This window comes from Mucilaginibacter metallidurans (assembly GCF_003286435.2).
GTDB classification, from domain to species: Bacteria; Bacteroidota; Bacteroidia; order Sphingobacteriales; family Sphingobacteriaceae; genus Mucilaginibacter; species Mucilaginibacter gossypii.
In genome coordinates, this window is the sequence record NZ_CP043449.1 from 1,423,907 (window position 1) to 1,445,170 (window position 21,264).

At 41.2% G+C, this 21,264-nt stretch carries 20 protein-coding genes; 6 read left to right on the forward strand and 14 right to left on the reverse strand.

Annotation, left to right across the window (positions count from 1 at the left end; translation table 11 throughout):
• Positions 1-480: 480 nt before the first annotated feature.
• Positions 481-1,353 carry an alpha/beta fold hydrolase gene (locus DIU38_RS06375; protein WP_112659130.1) on the forward strand — a complete coding sequence of 291 codons (873 nt, stop codon included), beginning with the start codon at positions 481-483 and terminating at the stop codon, positions 1,351-1,353.
• A 210-nt stretch (positions 1,354-1,563) separates the two neighbouring features.
• Complete coding sequence (locus tag DIU38_RS06380) at positions 1,564-1,758, forward strand: DUF2188 domain-containing protein (protein WP_112659128.1); 195 nt, start codon at positions 1,564-1,566, stop codon at positions 1,756-1,758.
• Positions 1,759-1,774: 16 nt separating this feature from the next.
• Here the strand turns inward: DIU38_RS06380 and DIU38_RS06385 are convergent, their stop codons facing one another.
• A complete protein-coding gene (locus tag DIU38_RS06385; protein ID WP_112659126.1) occupies positions 1,775-2,143 on the reverse strand; it encodes a hypothetical protein in 369 nt (122 codons plus the stop codon).
• A 310-nt stretch (positions 2,144-2,453) separates the two neighbouring features.
• On the opposite strand from DIU38_RS06385, the gene DIU38_RS06390 reads away from it, so the two are divergent.
• Entirely contained in the window at positions 2,454-3,359 is a 906-nt protein-coding gene (locus tag DIU38_RS06390; RefSeq protein WP_112659124.1) for a VOC family protein, read from the forward strand.
• Positions 3,360-3,602: 243 nt separating this feature from the next.
• Here DIU38_RS06390 and DIU38_RS06395 read toward each other — a convergent pair whose 3' ends face one another.
• The 5 genes from DIU38_RS06395 to DIU38_RS06415 all read right to left on the reverse strand — a co-directional run bounded on the left by DIU38_RS06395 (position 3,603) and on the right by DIU38_RS06415 (position 7,346).
• Positions 3,603-3,998, reverse strand: a complete 396-nt coding sequence (locus tag DIU38_RS06395) for a (R)-mandelonitrile lyase (protein WP_112659122.1) — start codon at positions 3,996-3,998, stop codon at positions 3,603-3,605.
• A 191-nt stretch (positions 3,999-4,189) separates the two neighbouring features.
• Positions 4,190-4,750: a DapH/DapD/GlmU-related protein gene (locus DIU38_RS06400; protein ID WP_112659132.1), complete on the reverse strand. Its 561-nt coding sequence runs from the start codon at positions 4,748-4,750 to the stop codon at positions 4,190-4,192.
• Between the two features lie 10 nt (positions 4,751-4,760).
• Complete coding sequence (locus DIU38_RS06405) at positions 4,761-5,021, reverse strand: cupin domain-containing protein (RefSeq protein WP_112659120.1); 261 nt, start codon at positions 5,019-5,021, stop codon at positions 4,761-4,763.
• Positions 5,022-5,085: 64 nt separating this feature from the next.
• Positions 5,086-5,964, reverse strand: a complete 879-nt coding sequence (locus tag DIU38_RS06410; RefSeq protein ID WP_112659118.1) for a helix-turn-helix domain-containing protein — start codon at positions 5,962-5,964, stop codon at positions 5,086-5,088.
• A gap of 164 nt (positions 5,965-6,128) precedes the next feature.
• A complete protein-coding gene (locus tag DIU38_RS06415; RefSeq protein ID WP_112659116.1) occupies positions 6,129-7,346 on the reverse strand; it encodes a PQQ-dependent sugar dehydrogenase in 1,218 nt (405 codons plus the stop codon).
• Positions 7,347-7,800: 454 nt separating this feature from the next.
• Here DIU38_RS06415 and DIU38_RS06420 point away from each other — a divergent pair, with 454 nt between their 5' ends.
• The 3 genes from DIU38_RS06420 to DIU38_RS06430 are packed head-to-tail and all read left to right on the forward strand — an operon-like array spanning position 7,801 to position 11,008.
• Positions 7,801-8,271: a (2Fe-2S)-binding protein gene (locus DIU38_RS06420; RefSeq protein WP_112659114.1), complete on the forward strand. Its 471-nt coding sequence runs from the start codon at positions 7,801-7,803 to the stop codon at positions 8,269-8,271.
• Complete coding sequence (locus DIU38_RS06425) at positions 8,268-10,418, forward strand: xanthine dehydrogenase family protein molybdopterin-binding subunit (RefSeq protein ID WP_112659112.1); 2,151 nt, start codon at positions 8,268-8,270, stop codon at positions 10,416-10,418. Before DIU38_RS06420 ends, DIU38_RS06425 begins: the two co-directional genes overlap by 4 nt.
• Positions 10,415-11,008, forward strand: coding sequence for a hypothetical protein (locus DIU38_RS06430; RefSeq protein ID WP_112659110.1), 594 nt, complete (start codon positions 10,415-10,417; stop codon positions 11,006-11,008). Before DIU38_RS06425 ends, DIU38_RS06430 begins: the two co-directional genes overlap by 4 nt.
• 263 nt (positions 11,009-11,271) lie before the next feature.
• Here the strand turns inward: DIU38_RS06430 and DIU38_RS06435 are convergent, their stop codons facing one another.
• From DIU38_RS06435 to DIU38_RS06465, 8 genes are all read right to left on the reverse strand, one after another.
• A complete protein-coding gene (locus DIU38_RS06435) occupies positions 11,272-12,810 on the reverse strand; it encodes an IS1182 family transposase (protein WP_112658366.1) in 1,539 nt (512 codons plus the stop codon).
• Positions 12,811-12,971: 161 nt separating this feature from the next.
• A complete protein-coding gene (locus DIU38_RS06440; protein ID WP_112654435.1) occupies positions 12,972-13,919 on the reverse strand; it encodes a hypothetical protein in 948 nt (315 codons plus the stop codon).
• A gap of 3 nt (positions 13,920-13,922) precedes the next feature.
• Positions 13,923-15,374, reverse strand: a complete 1,452-nt coding sequence (locus tag DIU38_RS06445; RefSeq protein WP_112654434.1) for an MBOAT family O-acyltransferase — start codon at positions 15,372-15,374, stop codon at positions 13,923-13,925.
• Positions 15,375-15,567: 193 nt separating this feature from the next.
• Positions 15,568-16,005, reverse strand: coding sequence for a helix-turn-helix domain-containing protein (locus tag DIU38_RS06450; RefSeq protein WP_112654433.1), 438 nt, complete (start codon positions 16,003-16,005; stop codon positions 15,568-15,570).
• Positions 16,006-16,579: 574 nt separating this feature from the next.
• Positions 16,580-17,953, reverse strand: coding sequence for a PAS domain-containing protein (locus DIU38_RS06455; protein ID WP_149354049.1), 1,374 nt, complete (start codon positions 17,951-17,953; stop codon positions 16,580-16,582).
• Positions 17,950-18,102 (reverse strand): PAS domain-containing protein, encoded by a 153-nt coding sequence (locus DIU38_RS32930; RefSeq protein ID WP_167516098.1) that lies wholly within the window; start codon positions 18,100-18,102, stop codon positions 17,950-17,952. Before DIU38_RS32930 ends, DIU38_RS06455 begins: the two co-directional genes overlap by 4 nt.
• Before the next feature lie 137 nt (positions 18,103-18,239).
• A complete protein-coding gene (locus DIU38_RS06460; RefSeq protein ID WP_112654431.1) occupies positions 18,240-20,192 on the reverse strand; it encodes a polysaccharide biosynthesis protein in 1,953 nt (650 codons plus the stop codon).
• A gap of 23 nt (positions 20,193-20,215) precedes the next feature.
• Positions 20,216-21,241, reverse strand: a complete 1,026-nt coding sequence (locus tag DIU38_RS06465; RefSeq protein ID WP_112654430.1) for a GNAT family N-acetyltransferase — start codon at positions 21,239-21,241, stop codon at positions 20,216-20,218.
• Positions 21,242-21,264 lie beyond the last annotated feature (23 nt).

Genomic DNA, 21,264 nt, shown 5'->3' on the forward strand with positions numbered 1-21,264 from the left:
CTTTTCGCTTAAAAAGTGCACAGGATGGCGGCTTAATGGTGCTTTTTTAAATGAAAAACATTTATTATATTTGTATAACAAGTTCATTGACTATCACTTATACCAACAAATACGCAATAAAAGCCACTAAAGTAATGCACATTATATGTGCCCTATTCGGTGCCCGTTTCTGATTGATTCCGGTATAACTTATTGAATATCATAGATATAAATGGCCGGATAATCATCCCGCCATCCCGACAACAAGCGATACCAAGTATCAAAGCCCTCTAAATTAAAATTTTAGAGGGTTTTCTTTTAAAGATTCATGTTACTTTCTTCCATGCTTGATCTTCTTTAACGGGGAGCAAGTAAAGTCATTTCTTTGCTTACAAGCATATTTTGTCGCAATTCTCCCTCTAAGTAGTCGTTTTTGCACGCTATCAAACCCTGAAATGAGTTCCATCTTTGTATTGCTTAATAAAATCAAACTTAACCGCCATGAAAAATTTACTCCAAGCACTTAACCCTCTTAAATCAATACTGTTAATTGTAGTTATGTGTGCAGCATCCCGAGCAAATGGACAACAAGTCAAGCCATCCAACGGTGGCTACGCGCCTGTGAACGGTATCGAAGTTTATTATGAGGTATATGGCGAGGGTAAACCGCTCATTTTATTGCATGGCGCTTTTATGACAATTGAAGGAAACTGGGCCGAATTGATCCCTGAACTATCAAAAAACAGGAAAGTAATTGCCATTGAATTACAGGGACACGGACATACACCGTTTTCGGATAGAAAGTTATCATATGCTACCTTAGCGCATGATGTGGAAGGAGTGATGGATTACCTGAAAATTGACAGTGCCGACGTAGCAGGATATAGTATGGGTGGCTCTGTGGCTTACAAATTTGCTATACAAGCCCCTAAACGGTTGAAAAAATTAGTGATCATTTCTTCTACTTATAAAAGTAGCGGATGGCTGCCTGAAATAACCAATGCTTTCAAATACTGGAAGCCCGGGCTTTTTATGAATACTCCTATGAAAGCCGCGTACGATGCAATAGCACCAGATAAAACAAAATGGACAAAGTTTATAGGGCAGATGATCGCTTTCGCGCAGGAACCATTCGACTTTGGTGATGACAATATTTCGAAAATTTCTGCGCCGGTATTGATCATAGCCGGTGATAACGATGGGCTGGACAAAATTGAATTGGCAAAAACATATAAATTATTAGGCGGGGGCGTTTCTGCTGATTTAGCGCCAATGCCAAAATCGCAATTGGCCATTGTCCCTTCGCAAGGACATGTAAGCCTGATGATGCAGACAACAACGGTTTTGACCTATCTGAACAATTTTTTAAAGTAAGCTGATGCAAAGGCATGCTAAAAGAAAAGCGTTATCAGAATTTAGCTTTTAATCAGGCGGCTTCTCTCATAAGGATACTGGCTTTGCAGGTATTTGAAAGAGTGGTTTAAATGATCTCTTGAAGAAATGTTTTGAGCTTCTTGTCTCTCAATCGACACTTTTTTCAATCAAATCTTCATCGTAATTGTTGTTGCCTAAAAAGGAGGAAGCATGCCCTGGTATAACGGAGACTACCCGCCATCTTACAAAAATCAACCTCCCAAATTGCGGGAAAAGGCGGTAGAAATTGCTAATGAAATTTTGAAGGAAAGCGGGGATGAAGGCCTTGCCATAGCCACAGGTTTAAAAAAGGCACGGGAATATTTTAAAGATCATCCCGAAAAAGCTGATGCTGACAACGATTAAATTGTTCAGGAAGCTATTAAAACATCGCTGCGCTTTTAGGGGTTACTTTACCGATTCTTTTATCCCTGCGCGAAACAAGTTCGCAAAGCTGGATTGCCGAAATTTCAAAATCATCGTGGCTGTCACTAAGCAGGAGCCAGGCTGTATCAAAGCCCTCTTCTAATACAAAATCAGTGATGGCCGGTATTTCCCCTTTGAGGCTGGCATGATTTTCCCGCGTGGTAGAGATCCAAATACCGTTATGCTGCGGATTTTTACTAACCTTTCGGAAGATCAGTACAATCTTTTTATCGAAATAGATATAGAACATGCCTACCGTCGGCTTGATGATTATACCTGTCGGCAAGTAATCGAGCAGGAAGTCAAATGGCACGGGTTTTTTCATGGTTTTTCAATGAATGTGCAATATAGTATACCCTGATGAAAATAGAGGGCTTTTCATTTGGTTTGGCAAACCGACGGTGAGTGAACTCATGTCATAATATGCCGCTTAAATGTCACTAATGCACCTTGTTTGTCCATAAAAAACCAGTTAGTTTTGAGGTAGTTAATAAGAAAAATCAGAACAGATTAGGATCTTGAGTTCTTATTCCGGATGAAGGCTGCAAGGTGAAGCCTTAACCGGAGGCGCTGCCTGTAGTAACAATTAACGCTTACAATTTTTAATTATATATCACCACTAAAATCATTTACCCATGTTACCCATCAAACCACACATCTGGTTCGACCAGGATAAAGCCCGGGAAGCTGCCGAGTTCTATGCAACTTTGATGCCTGATTCGGCTTTAAACTATGTTAATCATTTCCCAATGCCCAGCGGAGAGTGCGAAATAGTTGAATTTAGTTTTGCCGGCCAGCCATTCCTGGGCATCAGCGCTGGGGATGGATTAAAGATCAGTCCCTCTATTTCTTTTATGATCAATTTTGATCCGTCGCGTGACTCGGATGCCGCAGGGCGTATTGACGAAGTTTGGAGCAAACTGTCAGAGAACGGAAAGATAATGATGCCGCTCGACCGCTATCCTTTCAGCGAGCGCTACGGTTGGGTGAGCGATAAATATGGCGTGTCATGGCAACTGATACTGACCAACCCTGCAGGTGAAGAAAGACCGGTGATCGTTCCGTCGCTGATGTATACAGGCCAGGTAGCCGGTAAAGCCAATGAAGCCATCGACTTTTATTGTTCTGTATTTAAAGACGGCAAACGGGGTATTACAGCCCCACGTCCGGAGGATATGGGGCCTGATAAAGCCGGGACACTGATGTTTGCCGATTTTTATATAGACCAAACCTGGCTGGCAGCTATGGACAGCGCACATCCGCACGGTTTCAGTTTTAACGATGCGGTGTCACTATTGATTCCCTGTGAAACACAGGAAGAGATCGATTACTACTGGTCGGCGCTTTCGGTTGATGGCGAGCCCGGACAATGCGGCTGGCTGAAGGATAAATATGGAGTGTCCTGGCAGGTTGCATCAACAGTTATGTTAGAAACACTGAAAAATGGCAGCCCCGAACAAATTGCACGCGTTACACAAGCTTTTATGACGATGAAGAAAGTTGACGTCGCAGCCCTGCAGCGGGCCTCTGATGGCCTGTGACCGGTATCGGCGTGATGCTCCTATTAGCTGTTAACTTCCCGGACTAGGCATATTCCGCAGCATTAGGTTCCTATAGTTCAATTTTATTGCCTTCAGGATCCATCTAATGTACAAAGTTGCCATAACCGGCTTTCTCTACTGAATCGGTCGGCAGGATGCCGGCTGACTTAAGATTGGAATCATAAATCGGCGCATCTGCAGCTTCAGTACCGTATGCTTTTACTGTTGTTGTTTCATAATCGTTTATTTTGAATATTGATCATCACTTACTTTCTCCAGCCAGGTAACCACCTCGCCGTTAACGGCTTCCTGAATGGCTATATGACTCATAGCTTTATCCGGCGATGCACCATGCCAGTGTTTCTCGTTTGGTTCAAACCAAACTACATCACCCGGCCCTATATCCTCGATTGGCCCACCTTCGCGTTGTACCCGGCCGAGACCGGAAATAACAATAAGTGTTTGACCTGCCGGGTGAGTGTGCCAGGCTGTTCTGGCGCCAGGCTCAAAGGTTACCAACGCACCCGCGCCTTTGGTTGCTTCTTTTTTTGCAAACAGGGGATCTATGCGCACGGCGCCGGTAAACCAGGCTTCCGGACCTTTTACTGATGCTTGCGCACCGTTTTTAATTATTTCCATAATAAATAGATTGAGAGAGTTTATATGGTTTTGACATCAGTGACATAACGATAGCGTGCTTTTTCAGTCATTGTATTTTCCTGACTTCATTAACTTATTCTGCCTTAATAACCTGTATTTGTGAGTAAATGTTATTGTCTGTACAGGAATTAACTTTTTAAGTTTCCGATATGCCGCTGCACCGTTATTCTTTATGGTTCAATGGTTTTTAAAATTTTTGCAGGAATACCCCCGACAACAGTATTTGCCGGTACGTCCTTGATAACAACCGCACCAGCGGCAACAACTGCATTCTCTCCAATGGTTACACCCGGCAATATAGTGGCACCCGCGCCAACCCATGCGTTGCGCTTGATAACGATAGGTTTGCAAATCATACCCCGCCGGTTAACCGGGTCGAGTGGATGATTTTCAGTGATCAGGTTTACCTTAGGGCCGAGGAGTACATGATCTTCCAGCGTAATACCGCCCATGTCAAGAAACGAGCAGGCATGATTAATAAACACATGCTTGCCAATACTAATGAAACGGCCAAAGTTGGTATGGAAGGGTGCGAACAAAGTGGTGCTTTTGTCTATTGTTACGCCAATAATGTTGCTAAGCTGCTCGCGGATCTGCTCAACGGTGGTTGCTGCATTGAGTGCAGGCGACAACGCCAGAGTGCGGGCCACCACATGATTTACCTTGTGAAATTCCGGGTCAGTAAGCGGAACAAATTCCCCTGCTTTCAACCGTTCGAAAATATCTTTCATAATAATGTTGTTATTTAACGCTATTGTATTCATTATCAGAAATATGTAGCCATATCGCAATGCCTTTTTCTATATTGAAATTGATTGCTATTTGCGTAAAGCTGTTTTGGAACGTAGTACCATGCCAGTGTAAGATGCCCGGCGAAATGGTGACCACATCACCTTTGTGTAGAATTTTTTGCGTCGTGGCACTTAGTGAAAACAGGCTACCTGCAGCTAAAATCATCAGCTGCAGTATGATGGAAGTTTTGTATCTGCCGATGTTTTTCATTTTGCAAAGTTAGTGCTGTTGCCAACTTTGCTGTTTAAGAAAATCAAACCAATGCTTATGAAAATCAAACTTCCATGGTGCGAAGCGAGCTTGGATTGGTGCCCGTCATACGTTTAAAATAATTGTTGAAGTAGCTGGGATATTCAAAGCCAAGTGCATAAGCAATGTCGGCTATGTTCCAGTCAGTATGTTGTAACAGTGCTTTTGCTTCGCTAATAATTCGCTCTGCAATGTGCGCAGATGTTGGCCTGCCGGTAACTTCCTTTACCATACGGTTGAGGTAATTTACGTGAAGGGCGAGGTTTTGGGCGTAGTCCTGGGCCGCCTTCAACTGCAACGGCTTATTTGGGCTTTCTACAGGAAATTGTCTTTCAAGCAATTCCATAAATACAGCAGCTACCCGGTAAGCAGCGTTTTTATGCTGATCAAGATTTTCAGAGGGCTGCATTTTCATCGCTTCATGCATGATCAGGTTGATGTAACTACGTATCAGGTCGTCTTTATATACGTAACTACTGTTTTGCTCATCCATCATCTTCTGAAAGAGGATGTTCAGAGACGCTCTTTGCTGTTCGGTGATCTTTAATACTGGTGTGCCGCCGATCTTGAAAAAGGGTGATTGCTGCAGCATATCGGTACGTTCTGAAACGCACAGAAATTCTTCGGAAAAGAGACAGGTATAACCCGCATAAGTGGCTGAGATAGTTTCCCAGGAATATGGAATATGCGGATTGCCAAAAAACAAAACAGTGCCCTCCACTTCAAAGCTGCGGTCGGCATAGTGAATCTTGCTTTTGCCTGTTGTTAAGCAAATTTTGTAAAAGTCTTTTCTACTGTAAAACCGAACAGCCTGACCGTCTTCTTCTATCTGGAAAACATTGAAGCCTTTTAACCTGAGTTCATTGTTGAAGGGAGAAACCGATCTCGCTATTTTATTGTCCATGATGTAAAGTTATGAAACTCAAACTTTCAATTTCCAATTAAAAAGACAAGCGCTGACCTTTGATGTAATTGAATATCCTTCCCGAATTGTAAACAGCCGGTTTCGTTGTACTAAGCAGCGCTGATCGATTTAAGCAAAATTACTCTCCCATATAACTTTTCAAATTAAAGCTTACTTATTTTGTAAAGATTGCCATTGTCTGTAACACCGTATAATGCGCCGTCTTTGCCTGTGACAAGAGCACGCCAGCGTTCGCCCTTGTCTTTCAGCAGGCGTTCTTCCGCTACAATCTTATTGTCTTTGATAATAAGCCTGATGATATGTGAGCCACCTAAGGCGCCTACAAATAGATTTCCTTTCCATTCGGGAATCAGGTTGCCCGTATAAAAGGTTATGCCGCACGGTGAAATGCTTGGGTTCCAGTAATAAGTGGGTTGGGCCATGCCTTCTTTTTGCTGTATGCCATCGCCAACTTTTACCCCCCTGTATTCGATGCCATAAGTAATAACCGGCCATCCATAGTTCTTTCCCGGCCGGATAATGTTAATTTCGTCACCTCCGCGCGGACCGAATTCCGATTCCCATAATTCGCCGGTATTTGGGTTCATCGTCATGCCTTCAGGGTTTCTTAAGCCATAAGCGTAAATTTCGGGCAAAGCGCCGGCTTTTTGCGCAAATGGTCCATCGGCCACCGGTTTCCCGTCACGAGTTATGTGTAATACTTTTCCGATTGCGGTATTCAGGTCCTGGGCCTTCACACGCATTTCATCATCCCCATGTTCGCCTGTGCTTACAAACAGGTTACCCTGTTTATCGAAAACGATTCGTGAGCCGAATTGCAGGTGACCGTTATAGGCGGGTTTAGCATGATAAATTACCTTTACGTTTTCGAGCCGGCTGTAATCGGGCGAAAGCACACCAGTGGCGACAGCCAACTGGAATCCCTCAGGAACTTTTTCGGAGTATGACCAAAATAACATCCGGTCTTTTACAAAAGAAGCATCAAAATTAACATCTAACAAACCGCCCTGGCCACCCACCGCTACTGCCGGTAAACCTTGAATGTTCTTGTCTAAACCGCCATCAGCCTTTAATATCCGCATGGTACCGCCTTTTTCTGTAATTAAAAAGCGCCCGTCGGGCAGACAGCGTAAAGCAAAGGGTTGCTTCAGCTCATGATTGATGACGTTTACACTGAGTTTGGTTTTAGTTTGTGCACCGGGGGCCCTTGTCTGACCCGGAAAAGCAGGCTTGTAGTTGGCCGTTGGTGATTGCGTTTCAACGGGCGGCAGTGACTGGGCAACAGCCTGCGCAATATCAAGAAAAAAGCAAAGTGAAGCAATTGCACAGGTAACTAACAAGGGTTTGATTGGTTTTGACATGGGTAATATGTATTTGTTGTGAAGATAAATAATATGCCGGCAAATGTTAAAATGTGTTGAACAAATAATCTGCCTGCTCCGGTAATATTAACCGGCCATCAGGTTGTCACAGAACCCAAGGACAATGATTTATTATCAGTACATATAAAGAGCGTTGCGATGTTTGAGATATCTCCCCCTGGCCGATATGAAATTGGCTGGTTAGTGTCTACAGGTTAGAATTTAAGTACCCGCGGCATTTTACACCGGCATTTAAAAAGGTAAGCGGCCAAACACGTCAGGAATATAGAACATTGAATTGAGAAACGGCCGGGTCGGTTCACCCTGGCGCCAGATTTAACCTGCAATAGATTTAAAGAAAAAATAACTATTTTATTTACAATGGTATTCCTGGTAGAAATACTTAAATTTAATTATTAATTCCTGATCTCAAGCCTAACTTAAACTCTTCAATATGATAGCGATAACAATCAATGGGAAACAGCGGGAGGTTGCCGCTGACCCGGACATGCCTTTACTGTGGGTTATTCGTGACCTTTTAGGCCTTACCGGCACCAAATTCGGTTGTGGCGTGGCGCAGTGCGGAGCATGTACTGTACACCTGAACGGCGAAGCTGTACGGTCTTGCGTAACAAAAGTGAGCCGTGCGGCAGGGCAGCAGGTCACTACAATTGAAGGACTGTCTAAATTAAATGACCACGCTTTGCAAATTGCCTGGGCCGAACTCGATGTTCCGCAATGTGGTTATTGCCAGTCGGGTCAACTTATGTCTGCAGCTGTTTTGCTGCGGGAAAATCCTAACCCAACAGATCAGGATATTGATGATGCGATGTCAGGTAATATTTGCCGTTGCGGTACTTATCCCCGCATCCGGTTGGCTATACACAAAGCTGCAGAACTGCAGCGGGAAGGAGCAAAATCATGAACAGGCGTAACTTTATACAATCAGGTGCATTATTGAGCGGTGGCTTGCTCATCTCATTTACTATTCCAAAGGCCAATAAGCTTGCTGCCCTTGCAGATACGGCTGATTTAAATGTGTTTGCCCCAAATGCATTTTTAAATATAGGTGCAGACAACATCATTTCGGTATACTTAAGTCATGTTGAAATGGGGCAGGGGATCTGGACTACACTGCCCATGCTTATCGCGGATGAGCTTGATGTGGATCTGAAAAAAATCAATATTAAACATGGCGGTGCCGATAAGGCGTTTAACCATGTTATTTACGGTGCCCAAATTACCGGCGGGTCAAGTACCACCTGGTCTGAGTTTGACAGGTATCGAAATGCCGGCGCAACCGCACGGACGCTCTTGCTTCAAACAGCCGCTACCCGTTCGGGGATTGCTGTTGAAAGCTGCAAAACGGAAGATGGGTTTGTTATTGCCGGGAACAAAAGATACACTTATGGCGAGTTAGCTAATGATGCCGCAAAGTTGCCTGTACCTGCAAAGGTTCCGCTGCGTTCACCCGCCGACTGGAAATACATCGGCAAAGGAAGCAAACGGATGGATGCCCGAGTAAAGACTGATGGTACTGCAAAATTTGGCTTAGATATCCAGTTTCCCGGATTGCTTACCGCAGTTGTTGCCCACGCACCTGTTTTTGGTGGTAAAGTTAAATCGTTTGATGCCGGTAAGGCGAAAGCAGTTCCCGGCGTAAGGGAGGTTGTACAAATTCCGACGGGTGTGGCTGTCATTGCCGACCACTTCTGGGCCGCCCAACAGGGACGGAAGGCCTTACAGATAACCTGGGAACATGGCGCCGGCGCGCAGTTAAATACCGGTACGCAAACTGCGGCTTACCGAAAACTGGCTGCATCGGATGGCCTCCTGGTTCAGGAAAAAGGCGATGTTAAAGCAGCGTTTACAAAAGCGGTGAATACCATTTCGGCAGAATATGTTTTTCCTTACCTGGCCCACGCACCTATGGAACCACTGAATTGCACAGTAAAAATTGAAAATGATAGCTGCGAGATATGGACAGGTACACAGTTGCCAGGAGGAGAACAAGCTGCCGCAGCAAAAATTCTTGGATTTAAGCCGGAGCAGGTAAAAGTAAATATACCATTCCTTGGGGGAGGCTTTGGCAGGCGTGCTACACCTGCCTGCGATTTTGTTTCGGAGGCGGTTCATATTGCGAAAGCAAGCGGTAGGCCGGTAAAAATGGTATGGACACGGGAAGACGATATGAAGAGCGGCTTTTACCGGCCTTTTTATGTCCATAATGTAAAGATTGGTGTTGATAAGGACGGTCTGCCCATTGTGTGGAATCATAATATTGCAGGTCAGTCAATTATGGCGGATGCGGCAGTGCTTTTTGGTCCGCCTCCGGCAATAGATGATACAACGGTGGAAGGTGTAAAAGGATCACCGTACCTGGACGAAATACCAAATCATTTTGTCGGCCTTCACACCACTAAAGAAGTAGTGCCTGTTTTGTGGTACCGGTCTGTAGGTGGTACGCACACTGCATTTGTAATGGAAACGCTTATAGACCAGCTTGCCCACGATGCAGGTATAGACCCGGTGGAGTACCGCCGCGGGTTATTTAAAAATCATTCAAGGCACCTGGCTGCGCTTAACCTTGTGGCTGAAAAAGGCAATTGGAACCGGACACTGGCTCCAGGGCGGTTTAAAGGCATTGCGGTACATGAGGCTTTTGGCAGCGTTGTAGCGATTATAGCCGAAGTAAGTGTTGAAAAAGGAGTTACGAAGGTACATCAGGTAGATTGTGCAATTGAGTGCGGCCTGGCCGTGAACCCCGACGGTGTAAAAGCCCAAATGGAAAGCGGGATCATTTTCAGTATCTCGATGGCAATGTACGGCGAACTGACGTTCGTTAATGGAGAATTACAACAAAATAATTTTTATGATTACCGGATCACCCGGATGTATGAAGCACCGCGGATCAATGTTTACATTGTGGATAGCAAGGAAAAAATGGGGGGTGCCGGAGAATGTGCAGTTCCGCCAACAGCACCGGCTGTAACTAACGCAATTTTTGCAGCAACCGGAAAACGGATTTACAATTTACCTATCGTTAACAACCGACTCGAAAAACAGGCATGAAAAAACTAATAATCATCATGATCGTTTTGTTTATGTCAAGCACGGTCATATTATCGTTCAAAGAGGAAAATTCAACATTTAATTATGCGGCACTGCCTAAAGATAGTGTGGCTTCTGTTGCAGCTTTTAAACAAGTTTATACTGTATTGATGAGTGCCCGCTGTATGAATTGTCATCCCTCGGGAGATATACCACTGCAGGGTGATGATAATCACTTGCACACTATGTTTCCCAAAAGAGGGGTGGATGGTAAGGGTGTTTATGCCATGAAATGCGCCAATTGCCATCAGCCAACAAATACTCCGGGCTTGCACACGCCCCCGGGTAATCCCAATTGGCATCTCCCACCGGCCGATATGAAAATGGTTTTCCAGGGGAGGACACCCCGCCAATTGGCAAAACAAATCATAGATCCGAAGCAAAACGGGCATAAGGACATGCAGAAGCTCATTGCACATGCAGATGATGGACTGGTGCTTTGGGCCTGGAAACCTGGGGAGGGCCGTAAACTTCCACCAATGAGCCACGCAGCATTTAAGAAAGCCTGGCTTACCTGGTTAAAAACCGGCGCGTATGCCCCGGCTAAATAAAGTGCGGCAAAGCCGGGATTACTAAGGATGGAGGAAGCGGGGTTTTTAATATCATGGCTATTTAAGTTATTGATTTATAATGTTGCATTATTTAAATGCAGTTTAGTTAATAATAAAGCGCGTCCCTGATCGGCGTTTTATTATTAACCTGCTATTAAAATTGCCTGCAACCTCCTGCAATAGTTCGTTAGATATAAAAAGTTTAAGCTATTTATAAGACAAAAAAAAGCCCGATACATTTTGTGGCCGTTGCGCAACAGGGCTTAAAATGGCTGAATAATTAAATTGCAAAGCAAATGATTATTCGGCCATTTGCTTTTATAGTCAATGCTGAAAGCAGTTAGTATGTTTGCTATCTTCAATAAACAGGCCGATAATGTATTGATTACGGCATCAGAATGGTTTCCCGGTAGCTTTCTTTTTCTTCTTCTGATTTTTGCAGGTATACCATTGACAAGTTTTTTAAGGTTATATGCAATGGCGGCCATGATCATACATTTATTGGCCAATTCGAGCCCTTTTGTGTTTACCTGTTTCATGCCTGTAAAATTGATCAGGGTGCCCAGTACCGGTTCTACCGTACTTTGTCTTACTTTCCTGGCCTTGCTCCCTTGTCGGGTTTGCATGCGTTCATGCATTTCTATATAAAGGTCTTTAGCTACGGAATCCTTAAACACTTTAAAGCCTTGCAGATTAGCGCAGGTGCTTTTAAGCGGACAGTCCCTGCAATCTTTAACACTGGTACGATATATCTTATGGGTATTATCGTTCTCTGCTTTTTTGAAGTTGTGAAAAGTAAGGTATTTGCCTTCAGGACAAACATACCGGTCTTGCTCCCCGTCATAACTGAAGCCCTGCCGGCTTTCCCTGCTTTGACATCCTGGCCTGTTAGGTATGAAGCCTTTAATATGATTACCAGCTAAAAACAGAAGCGCCGCTTCACCGCTATAACCTGTATCGGCAAGCACATCTTCTATTTCCATGCCATTATCTTTAAGGTTTCCGGCGACATGGGTAAGGATCTCAGGTAGGCATGGTGCATCTCCTTTATCTGCATGGAAGGCCTGGATGTGTGTAATAACGTGGTTTTGTGTATCTACGCTTACATGAGCCGAATAGTTCAGCCGTGTTGTTTTTCCGGGTTTCACCGATAACCGGGCATCAGGGTCTGATGGGCTGTAACGCTTGCTGTTCGCTTTCTTATCAACTTTAGCATTCTTTCTCGGCTTAGGCTTAGTGTTTTCATCCGGTATGTCCCCAGCCGGGGCTTCATCATTATGATCGTCCAATTGCTTGCCATAAGTTGCCGCATCATTCATGATCTCGCGTTCTACCAAACTTGACATAGCTGCATTGGCTTTGACAAATGCGCTATCGATAGCCTGTCTTTTACCTGCTACCAAACCTGCATCAATACACTTTTTCAGAACCTGTTTAAAGACAGCTGTAAACTCCTCTTCTCCGTAAAGCTGGCGTGTGCGGCTTAATGTCGAATGCCAGGGAAGTTCTTCATCCAGATCATATCCTATAAAATAGAGGATATCCATGCGCATACGTGAGGTAGCAATAATGCGCCTATCGCTATTCAGGTTCTCTAAATAACCAACAAGCATTAGTTTGAAAAACACAACCGGGTCAATGCTCTTTTGACCCTCTGTACCATAATATTTGCTGGTCGTATCATAAACAAAGTTCAGATCGAGTATACTTTTCAAACGCCTGTAGAAGTTATCTGCTGGAACGTAGTCTGAAAGCTGAAACCGGATAAAGAGCTTTTCCTGATAATCTTTTTTGCCTTGCATATCCTTAATATACAAAACAAATATCTGATTGTCAAATGTTTATAAAAAAACTAACCCAATCGAACTTTATTCGACTGGGTTAGTTGAAAACCTCAGTTTAGTTGCGCAACGGCCACATTTTGTACCAGGCGCTGTTAGTTAGTTGTTTGATATTTTATTTATTAATTGCCACTGACCGTTTTATTATCAAGCCGACTTAGGGATGCGGTATTAACGGTATTAAGCATCCCGTTTATAATGCGCTGATTGATGTAAGCTGAAAACTTTAAAGCTCCTTTGAAATTCAAATGCCCAAAATCGGCAAAGTCATCATTTTTTAGCGGAAAGTTATTGAAGTCCAGGAATTTTATATCGTTAAAGTAACGCTCACGGATCAGCGAAAATTCAGCCTCATTATTTCTGTACTCATACAAAGGATGTTGCGGGCTCCTGATAAGGAAGACACTTTTATGCATTCCATTGCAATAATCTATTATTTTTCTTAGATATTGAATATTGGTTATTGAGATTGCACTTTTATTTGATGCTGTTTTAATATTTTTGCCCGCCGGATTATTTGAAGGTAAAAGCCTGGAACCTTCTATTTTAAAATATCCTCCTGTTTTTCCTGTATAATCGTAATTAAATGAAAGCGCTTTAATAAAATTGGTACGTGCAGCTATGCCTACACAATTCATAAAATATTTTGAATTGTGCTTAGCCAGCAATTCAAAATCGGCCGGGCTCATAAAAGAGGCATATTGCGGAAACATGTTTGACATGTAGGTATATCCCCATGTCCAGTCATCCATCTTTGTGTCAATCTGGTTATTTGAAAATTCTATAAGTACAGTGGTTATCTGAGGGTTTTGCGACAGGTATTTTTTAACTTTTTGAAAGGTGTAAAAATAAGATTCGGCAGAGTGCGACAGATTGGTTAGTTTGGGTATCAGGGTATCATTGTAGGCACATTCTGAATGTGAATGACCAAAAAGTGCAATAGTATTGTCTTTCTTTACACTAAACTTTGAAAATTTATTTACCATATAACCCGGAATCAGGGCAATAGCCAATATGAGCAGGCAGCTCACTAAAACAAATGATATGGTTTTAATTAAAAAGCGATGCATTGCTTAAAATTGAAAGTAAATAAACTGCTGCTCTTTTCCTGTAAATAAAAAAATCACTATCACCAATGTATAGTAAAAGGTCAATCTGTACCCTCTTTTTCTTAACCAGCTTAACTTCTCAATGGCATATTGGTTTTCCCGCCCCTGCCACTCAACTATTATAAAACATAGGATAAGAGTGATCACCTCAAGCAATTGTGCCTTGTTAACATCTAATTGAGGTATTGAAAAAAGAGATCGTGAAAAAATCCGGCCGATATATTTAAATGCTTGTGTAACACTATCAGCCCTAAAAAAGATCCATGCAAAAATTACCTGCAGAAATGTAGCTATCATTTGCATGAATTCGGTGAACGTTGGCATAGCTTTGCCTTTGGCTGCAATTTCGAGGTGGTTTCTGTTTGTTTTTAAAAGGATAGAAGGGAGAATGAATAAAGCATTTAGAAGGCCCCAGATGATGAAGGTCCAGTTGGCGCCGTGCCAAAAGCCGCTAACCAGGAAAATGATTAATATGTTTCTTACTTTGAGCCAGGTGCCTGTTTCGCTGCCCCCAAGAGGTATGTATAAGTAATCTCTAAACCATGACGATAGTGAGATATGCCATCTGCGCCAAAACTCGGCCATATCTCTTGAAAAGTACGGGAATGCAAAATTTCTCAATAGTTCAAATCCAAAAAGTTTTGCTATGCCTAATGCCATATCAGAATATCCTGAGAAATCGCAATAGATTTGGAATGCAAAAAATATAGCGCCTAAAACCAGGGTACTGCCTGAATAATGCGAACTATTTGCAAATATCAGGTTGGCATAATCGGCACATTGATCGGCAATTACAGCTTTTTTAAACAGGCCCCATAGAATTTGCCTCAGGCCATTAATTGCGTCCTGGTAGTTAAATTCTCTCTTTGTTTTTACCTGGGGCAAAAGGTGTGTTGCCCGTTCAATAGGGCCCGCCACCAAAAGCGGAAAAAAACTTACAAACAATGAATAGTCGATGAAGTTCCGTTCGGCTTTAATACGGTTTTTGTAAACATCAATTACATATGATAAACCGTGAAATGTATAAAAAGAGATACCGACAGGCAGGATTACATTTAGGGTAAACGGGCTTAAATGGATCCCTATACTGGCGCATATGCTGGCAAGCGATGCTGCAAAGAAATTGTAGTATTTAAAAACACCCAAAAAGCCCAGGTTTACAGATATGCTTAACCAAAGCCAAAAGGTTTTTAGGCTATGTGTTTTTGCCTGGAACATTTTTAGCCCGGTAAAATAATCTAAAAGGGTCGAAAAAATTAACAATAAAAGAAACCGCCAGTCCCAGCAAGCGTAGAAAAAATAGCTTGCAGCGAGCAATAGCAAATTTTGCTGTTGCAGTTTTCGGTTAAGTACAAACCAATAAAGCACAAAAACCACAATCAGAAATATTCCGAACCCAAAGGAATTAAAAAGCATGATGGTGAATTTTAAAAAATAGCCAAAGTGGCTGGCTTACGAATATTCAGTAGGTACAGAGGCTGGGAAATAGGTAGATGTATAAAGACAACAAAATTGATCGCTGTTTTGCAGCAACCAACTTATAACTGCATAAAAAAAAGTAAGTATAGGTCTTTTGTCAATATAATAATTTTGTGATGCTTGGAAGCTGTCAATCTGGCTTTAGTGTGTTTTCATTACGCAACGCTTCATTGAATTTTTCAAGCAATTTTATATACTTGTCCATCCAATAATATATGGCGTCAAGCGGAGCTTCTTTTGCCTCATGGGTTTCGATATCCTTTTCGGCATTAGGTGAGTTAAATCTCAAAGCAAATTCGTTGGGAAATTCCTTTGAAAAATCATGCTCAATAACGATACCGATCTGACAAATTATATCAAAGCTAAGCCTTTTGGTGTTGAACCAATTGTATGAGGTTCTGCGGCTCACATTGAGCTTCCGGGCGATTTCACTTATCCCCATATGGTCACGTCTAACAATTCGCTCTACAATTTTGCCAAAATGTAAATCTTGAGTGTCATTAATACCAATAGATCTTTGATCATTATTGATATATGAGCTAACAGGGTAATAAACTTTGCTGTGCATAAGATTAGATTCGATTAGGTGTCAATTTTCAGTTGGTTAGCATAATTAAATTTAGGTTATAATAAACTGCGAATTACTTATAGATATTTATGATCATAAATATCAGGTCTCGGCTTTTTCTGAATCATGATTTAAGTTTAGGTTGTTCATTAGTTTAGTATTTAGTGCTTCACATTTGTTTATCAATAAACAAGCGATGGCCTTATTGATAATTCGTATCATCGTTTGTGAATTAAATGTATGTATACTTCCTTTCTTATTCAACCTATAAAAGGCCAAATTATACCTGTAGAAGGCGTTAATGCACACTAATTAGGAATGGTAAAAATGGCTTTGCACGTTTTTTGGGCCGATATTTGCCAGGTTTTGTGAGCGGTAGTTAACTTATTAAACTGTTATCCATCCAATGAAGTGTTATTTTAGTTAATTTTACTAATGGTGTATTTTTTTTCAAAATAAGATAAATTTAGTACGTAGCGCTAATGCAAACACATAAATTCATAAAATATTGGCGAATTATCATTTTTTATCTACCGATTGAAGATCATTAAGATAAAATATTTTTCTAAACAGCTCAATCCGTCAAAAAGTTGGCCGTTTTAAATGGTGAAAGAGGAGTGATATCCAGAAGTATTCCTGATAGCTTTTTACACTTATTATTTTGAAATTCAGGATAACCAATAATTCTTATTTTTCTTGAATTACCTTTGGCTGTTATCATATCAACTTCAATATCAAAAGAACTTCCGTATTTTAACGCGTCTTTTAAAGCTTTTTTACTGAGCCGCTCGCTTTTACCTTGTTTAAAAAGCTTCCATATCGTTTTTATATCAGGTACAAAGTACTCAGGTACTTCAAGGATGCTTTTTATAACATTATCCCATTGCATGGTATGGGTAAGCAGATCCCGTGTCCAGGTACCTATTTTTGACAAGGTTGCAGCTCTTTTTAAAAGCTTCTCGGCCTGTTTGTTCTCTTTCTCTATGGCTTTAATTTTGGAGATATCTTCGGTATGGATAAATAGTCCGCCTGTTTCTCCCGAAGTTGTAAACCAGGGGTGAATATTCCACTTTAGCCAAACGCGGGTACCATCATTCTTTTTTAAGAGCAGGCCATCACATTGATATATATTACCTTTTAAGCAATGATTATGGAGCTTTTCGCATTTCTTTTTTGTGGCTGGTAAGACTTCATAAATACTTTTTCCAATAAAACCTGTGTTTTCAAGTTTATATTCGGTAACCCATCTTTTTGAAGCAGCAATAAATTGCATCTGGTTATTGAACATGGCAATAGCAATAGGGGCCTGTTCTATAAGCGTTTTATTATGCGTATTATCTTCTTTTTGTGTTTCGATGAGCTCACCATCGGATGATTTTTCTTCTAAATATCTATGATAGCATGCCGAAAAATTTGACGGGTTGGAAAAATTAAGCATTACTGCCATTTGGTTTTTATTGCAGCGCTTTTCCCTTATATATCTGTCTGCAATTTCCATTTGCAGATACCGGTAATAGGAGAAAATAGTTTTGCCGAAGTTTTGCTTAAAATCCCTTTTTAATTTCGACTCAGATACAAAATGTTTTTTTGAAAGTGCAGAGATGCTCGGAAACCCGATAAACAGGTTCTCGTTTAGTGTTTTTGCAACATTTTCAAGAAGCTGGTCGTTTTGAGTTACAAATTCAGGTAGTTTTTCTACTCCTGTTTTATCATTGTGGGATTTATTATTTAGCGGGCTAATGTCTGCCATATGTGCGTAAAAGCCCTTTATTTCACCTTCAACATAGTTGGGATGATAAGTTACCCGCACGTTTTTAGCTTTGCCCGAATACAAATGAATTACCTGGTCAAAAACCTGTATTTTACCACCTAACACGCCATTAATATAAGGAAGCTGCACGTCAAATAATGTTCCCAAAATCTCCGAAAGATGTGATTTGTTGATCATATGCTCGGGGTTATCCCGAACCAATCGGCCGTAGCTTTATTGGCATAGCGGCAAATCAGGTTTTTATCCCAATAAGCCAGCATGGCTTCAGTATGCTCCGTCACGTTGAACGCTATCTCAAAAAAATCGGAATTCGGATCAAAGGACATTGGATTTCCTCTTTAAAAAATAACAATCTTCAGCTTTGCCATTGTAATGCGAATGGGATCTTAGGTTATAATTTGCTTAAATCTGCAAATTATTATTGGAAACCTATAAGATTAATCATATAAATTACAAAAAAAGCTCAGTTTACCATTTGTTTGTCAATTAATTTTACGTCGAGCTTTTCATATTGGGAATTATTGCTGATGTAATCGGGCAATATGGTTTTCATTTTCGATACCATCAAGTCAACTTCATTATGCAGGTTAAGTTCCAAAAGGTCCTTAATTAAATTATTGATCTTAGCGTAACTAACCGGGATATTTTTGGAGATTTTTATGTCTTTGTTATAAGTAGGTATTACCTCTTCTTCCGCATTTAACAACTCTTCATATAGTTTTTCGCCAGGCCGCAAGCCGGTATAAACAATCTCGATATCTTTTCCCGGAACAAGACCAGCCATTTTTATCATATTTGCCGCCAGATCAGCGATTTTTACCGGCTCGCCCATGTCAAACAAAAATATTTCACCCCCATTACCCATTACGGCTGCTTCAAGTACCAGTTGTACAGCTTCGGGTATAGTCATAAAGTATCTTGTGATATCCGGATGGGTAACAGTAACAGGCCCGCCTTTTTCAATTTGTGCTTTAAAGCGAGGGATGACGGAGCCGTTTGATCCAAGGACATTACCAAAGCGGGTTGTTATAAACCTGGTTTGGTTGCCTTTTGACGGATCAGAGTTGAAAAAATGCTCTTCAAATAACAGGTTATTTAACGATTGAATATACATTTCGGCTATCCGTTTTGAGGCCCCCATGATGTTTGTTGGACGCACCGCTTTATCTGTTGATATCATTATAAATTTTTCGACATTAAATTCTATTGAAATATCTGCCAGGATTTTTGTGCCCCATACGTTGGTTAAAATAGCTTCGGTTGGATTATTTTCCATCATCGGTACGTGCTTGTAAGCTGCCGCATGAAATACTATTTGAGGCCTGTATAAATTAAACAGTGTTTTTATACGACCAGAATTTTGGATATCAGCAATAAAGATCCTGGTGCGGTTTCCGTACAAACCGTCTTCAATTTCCATTTGAATATCGTGCAACGGGGTTTCGGCCCTGTCACATAATACAACAAATTCCGGACTATACATTAACACTTGCCTTACGAGCTCAGAACCTATTGAACCGGCAGCACCCGTGATCAGGATCCTTTTACCTTTAATGTCATCTAAAATATGTTCATTGCAGATTTTTATGGGTTTTCGTTCCAATAGGTCTTCTATTTTTAAATCTTTAAACTGATTTAGGTTTGGCTTGCCATTGATCCACTGGTCTGATGACGGCACAACAATTACTTTTATGCCAAGTTCAATGCATTTTTCAACCGCCTTTCTTTTTCCGTCGATTTTTATATCCTCGGATGTTATCAGCATTGACTTTATATCATAGCGTTTTTTTAGCATATCAATTGATTTGATAGGATAAACCTGCTTTTGCTCAATGCATTTTGATATTCTGTCAACCCCGGTGTCGATAAAGCCCTGAACATTGAGTATAAATCCTTTTTGTGCTTCAAGGGCATTTTTAATTAGTATGGAAGGTTCGGTGGAGCCGTAGATGAGTACATTTTCTTTTTCGACTTTATAGCTTGTTGTCTCAATGTATTTAAAAACATCCTTGATAATAATACGCATACACATAAGCATAGACGAAGTGATAAAGAAATTGATCAGCAGCACATCCATCAATCCGCTGACATCTATTTTAAGATAGAACGCGAAGAACAAATGATAAAACAGCAGAAAAGTAACGTTACTTGCCAGTACGGTTATTAAAATCCGCATCATATCCCGTGTGTTGGAATACCTGATAATACATGTATGTATTTTCATTATCATAAAAACCAGCACCGCATTGCTGCAATAAAAGAGCATATAATAAAGACTGATGGGATCAAACTGAAGCCGGTTTTTAAAATATAGAGATGTCCATAATGATAACAAAACTACCATCAGGTCAATTACCAGGATTAACCATCTTGAATGGAACTTATCCTGGAATAACAAATTTTTGAGGTATATCATAACTGGTTTATTTAGGTATTATCTTAAGCGTATCTATATAGCGGAAAAAAGTCTACTTCGGCATTTTCTTCAATGCCCTTATCCTGCAAAAGCTTTTGGTACATTTCGGGATTGGCAATATATCTCCATGTTTTAAAGTCAAGATGGAGGTTGGAGAAGGCGCATTTCCAGTCAAAGAGCTTGTCGTTTTTAAATCCAAGGCCACCGCCCAGGTTGTAATATTTCATTCCTTTTTCTCTGCCAATCTGCGTTATGCAATCGGCCAGAAATTTGGTTGGGCTATGATGTAAATATTCTGCGCGGGCACCTACTAAATGGGCTTGAATAATGCCATTTGTAAAGGTTATTATAGTGCTTGCAATTGCAATGTCGTTGTAGTAAACAGTTAGCAAACGGGCCTCATATTCAGATGTGTTTAATATTTCTGAAAAGTATTTTTCATTAAACAGGTAGTAGCTGCTGGCGCCAACGCGTTTCATGTTTTCGGTATAAATTTCGACAAAGGTGTTTATGCCGTCAGCATTTGTTTCGTCCTTTACTTTAAACCCCATTTTCCATGCGTGCTTAATAGCATCCATGGTTGATTGCCTGTATTTTTTGCGCTGTTCATCAATAGGCACTGAAAGGTCAAGTACTACCGTTTTTCCGTTTTCGTGAACACCTCCAAATTTCTCCAGTAATTTTTGCTGCTTATAAAAAGGATGGAGTCTCACAAAAACAGATACGTACTTTTCCTTTATTAGGAAATTGTTGAAAGCGCCTTTAAAATTTTCCATCACCTGCTCATCTATCTCATCAATTCTTTTATTTGAAAAAGGGCCCGAAAAACCATATACACAGGTTAGGTCGCTATAATCAGAACCCGGAATTTTTCGCTGCAGCAGGGGGAAGCCGATATAGGTATCTGACTCCTCATAAATAAATAGAACAGGATCTCCGGCTGTTTCAAGGGAGTGATAATGCCATGTATGATAAAAATCATATTCGGCCGAATTACCGACGTAAGAAATCCATTTATCTTTATTGAGCAGGGTAAAGATCTTAATCATTGAACTAAAATTTAGGAGATGCT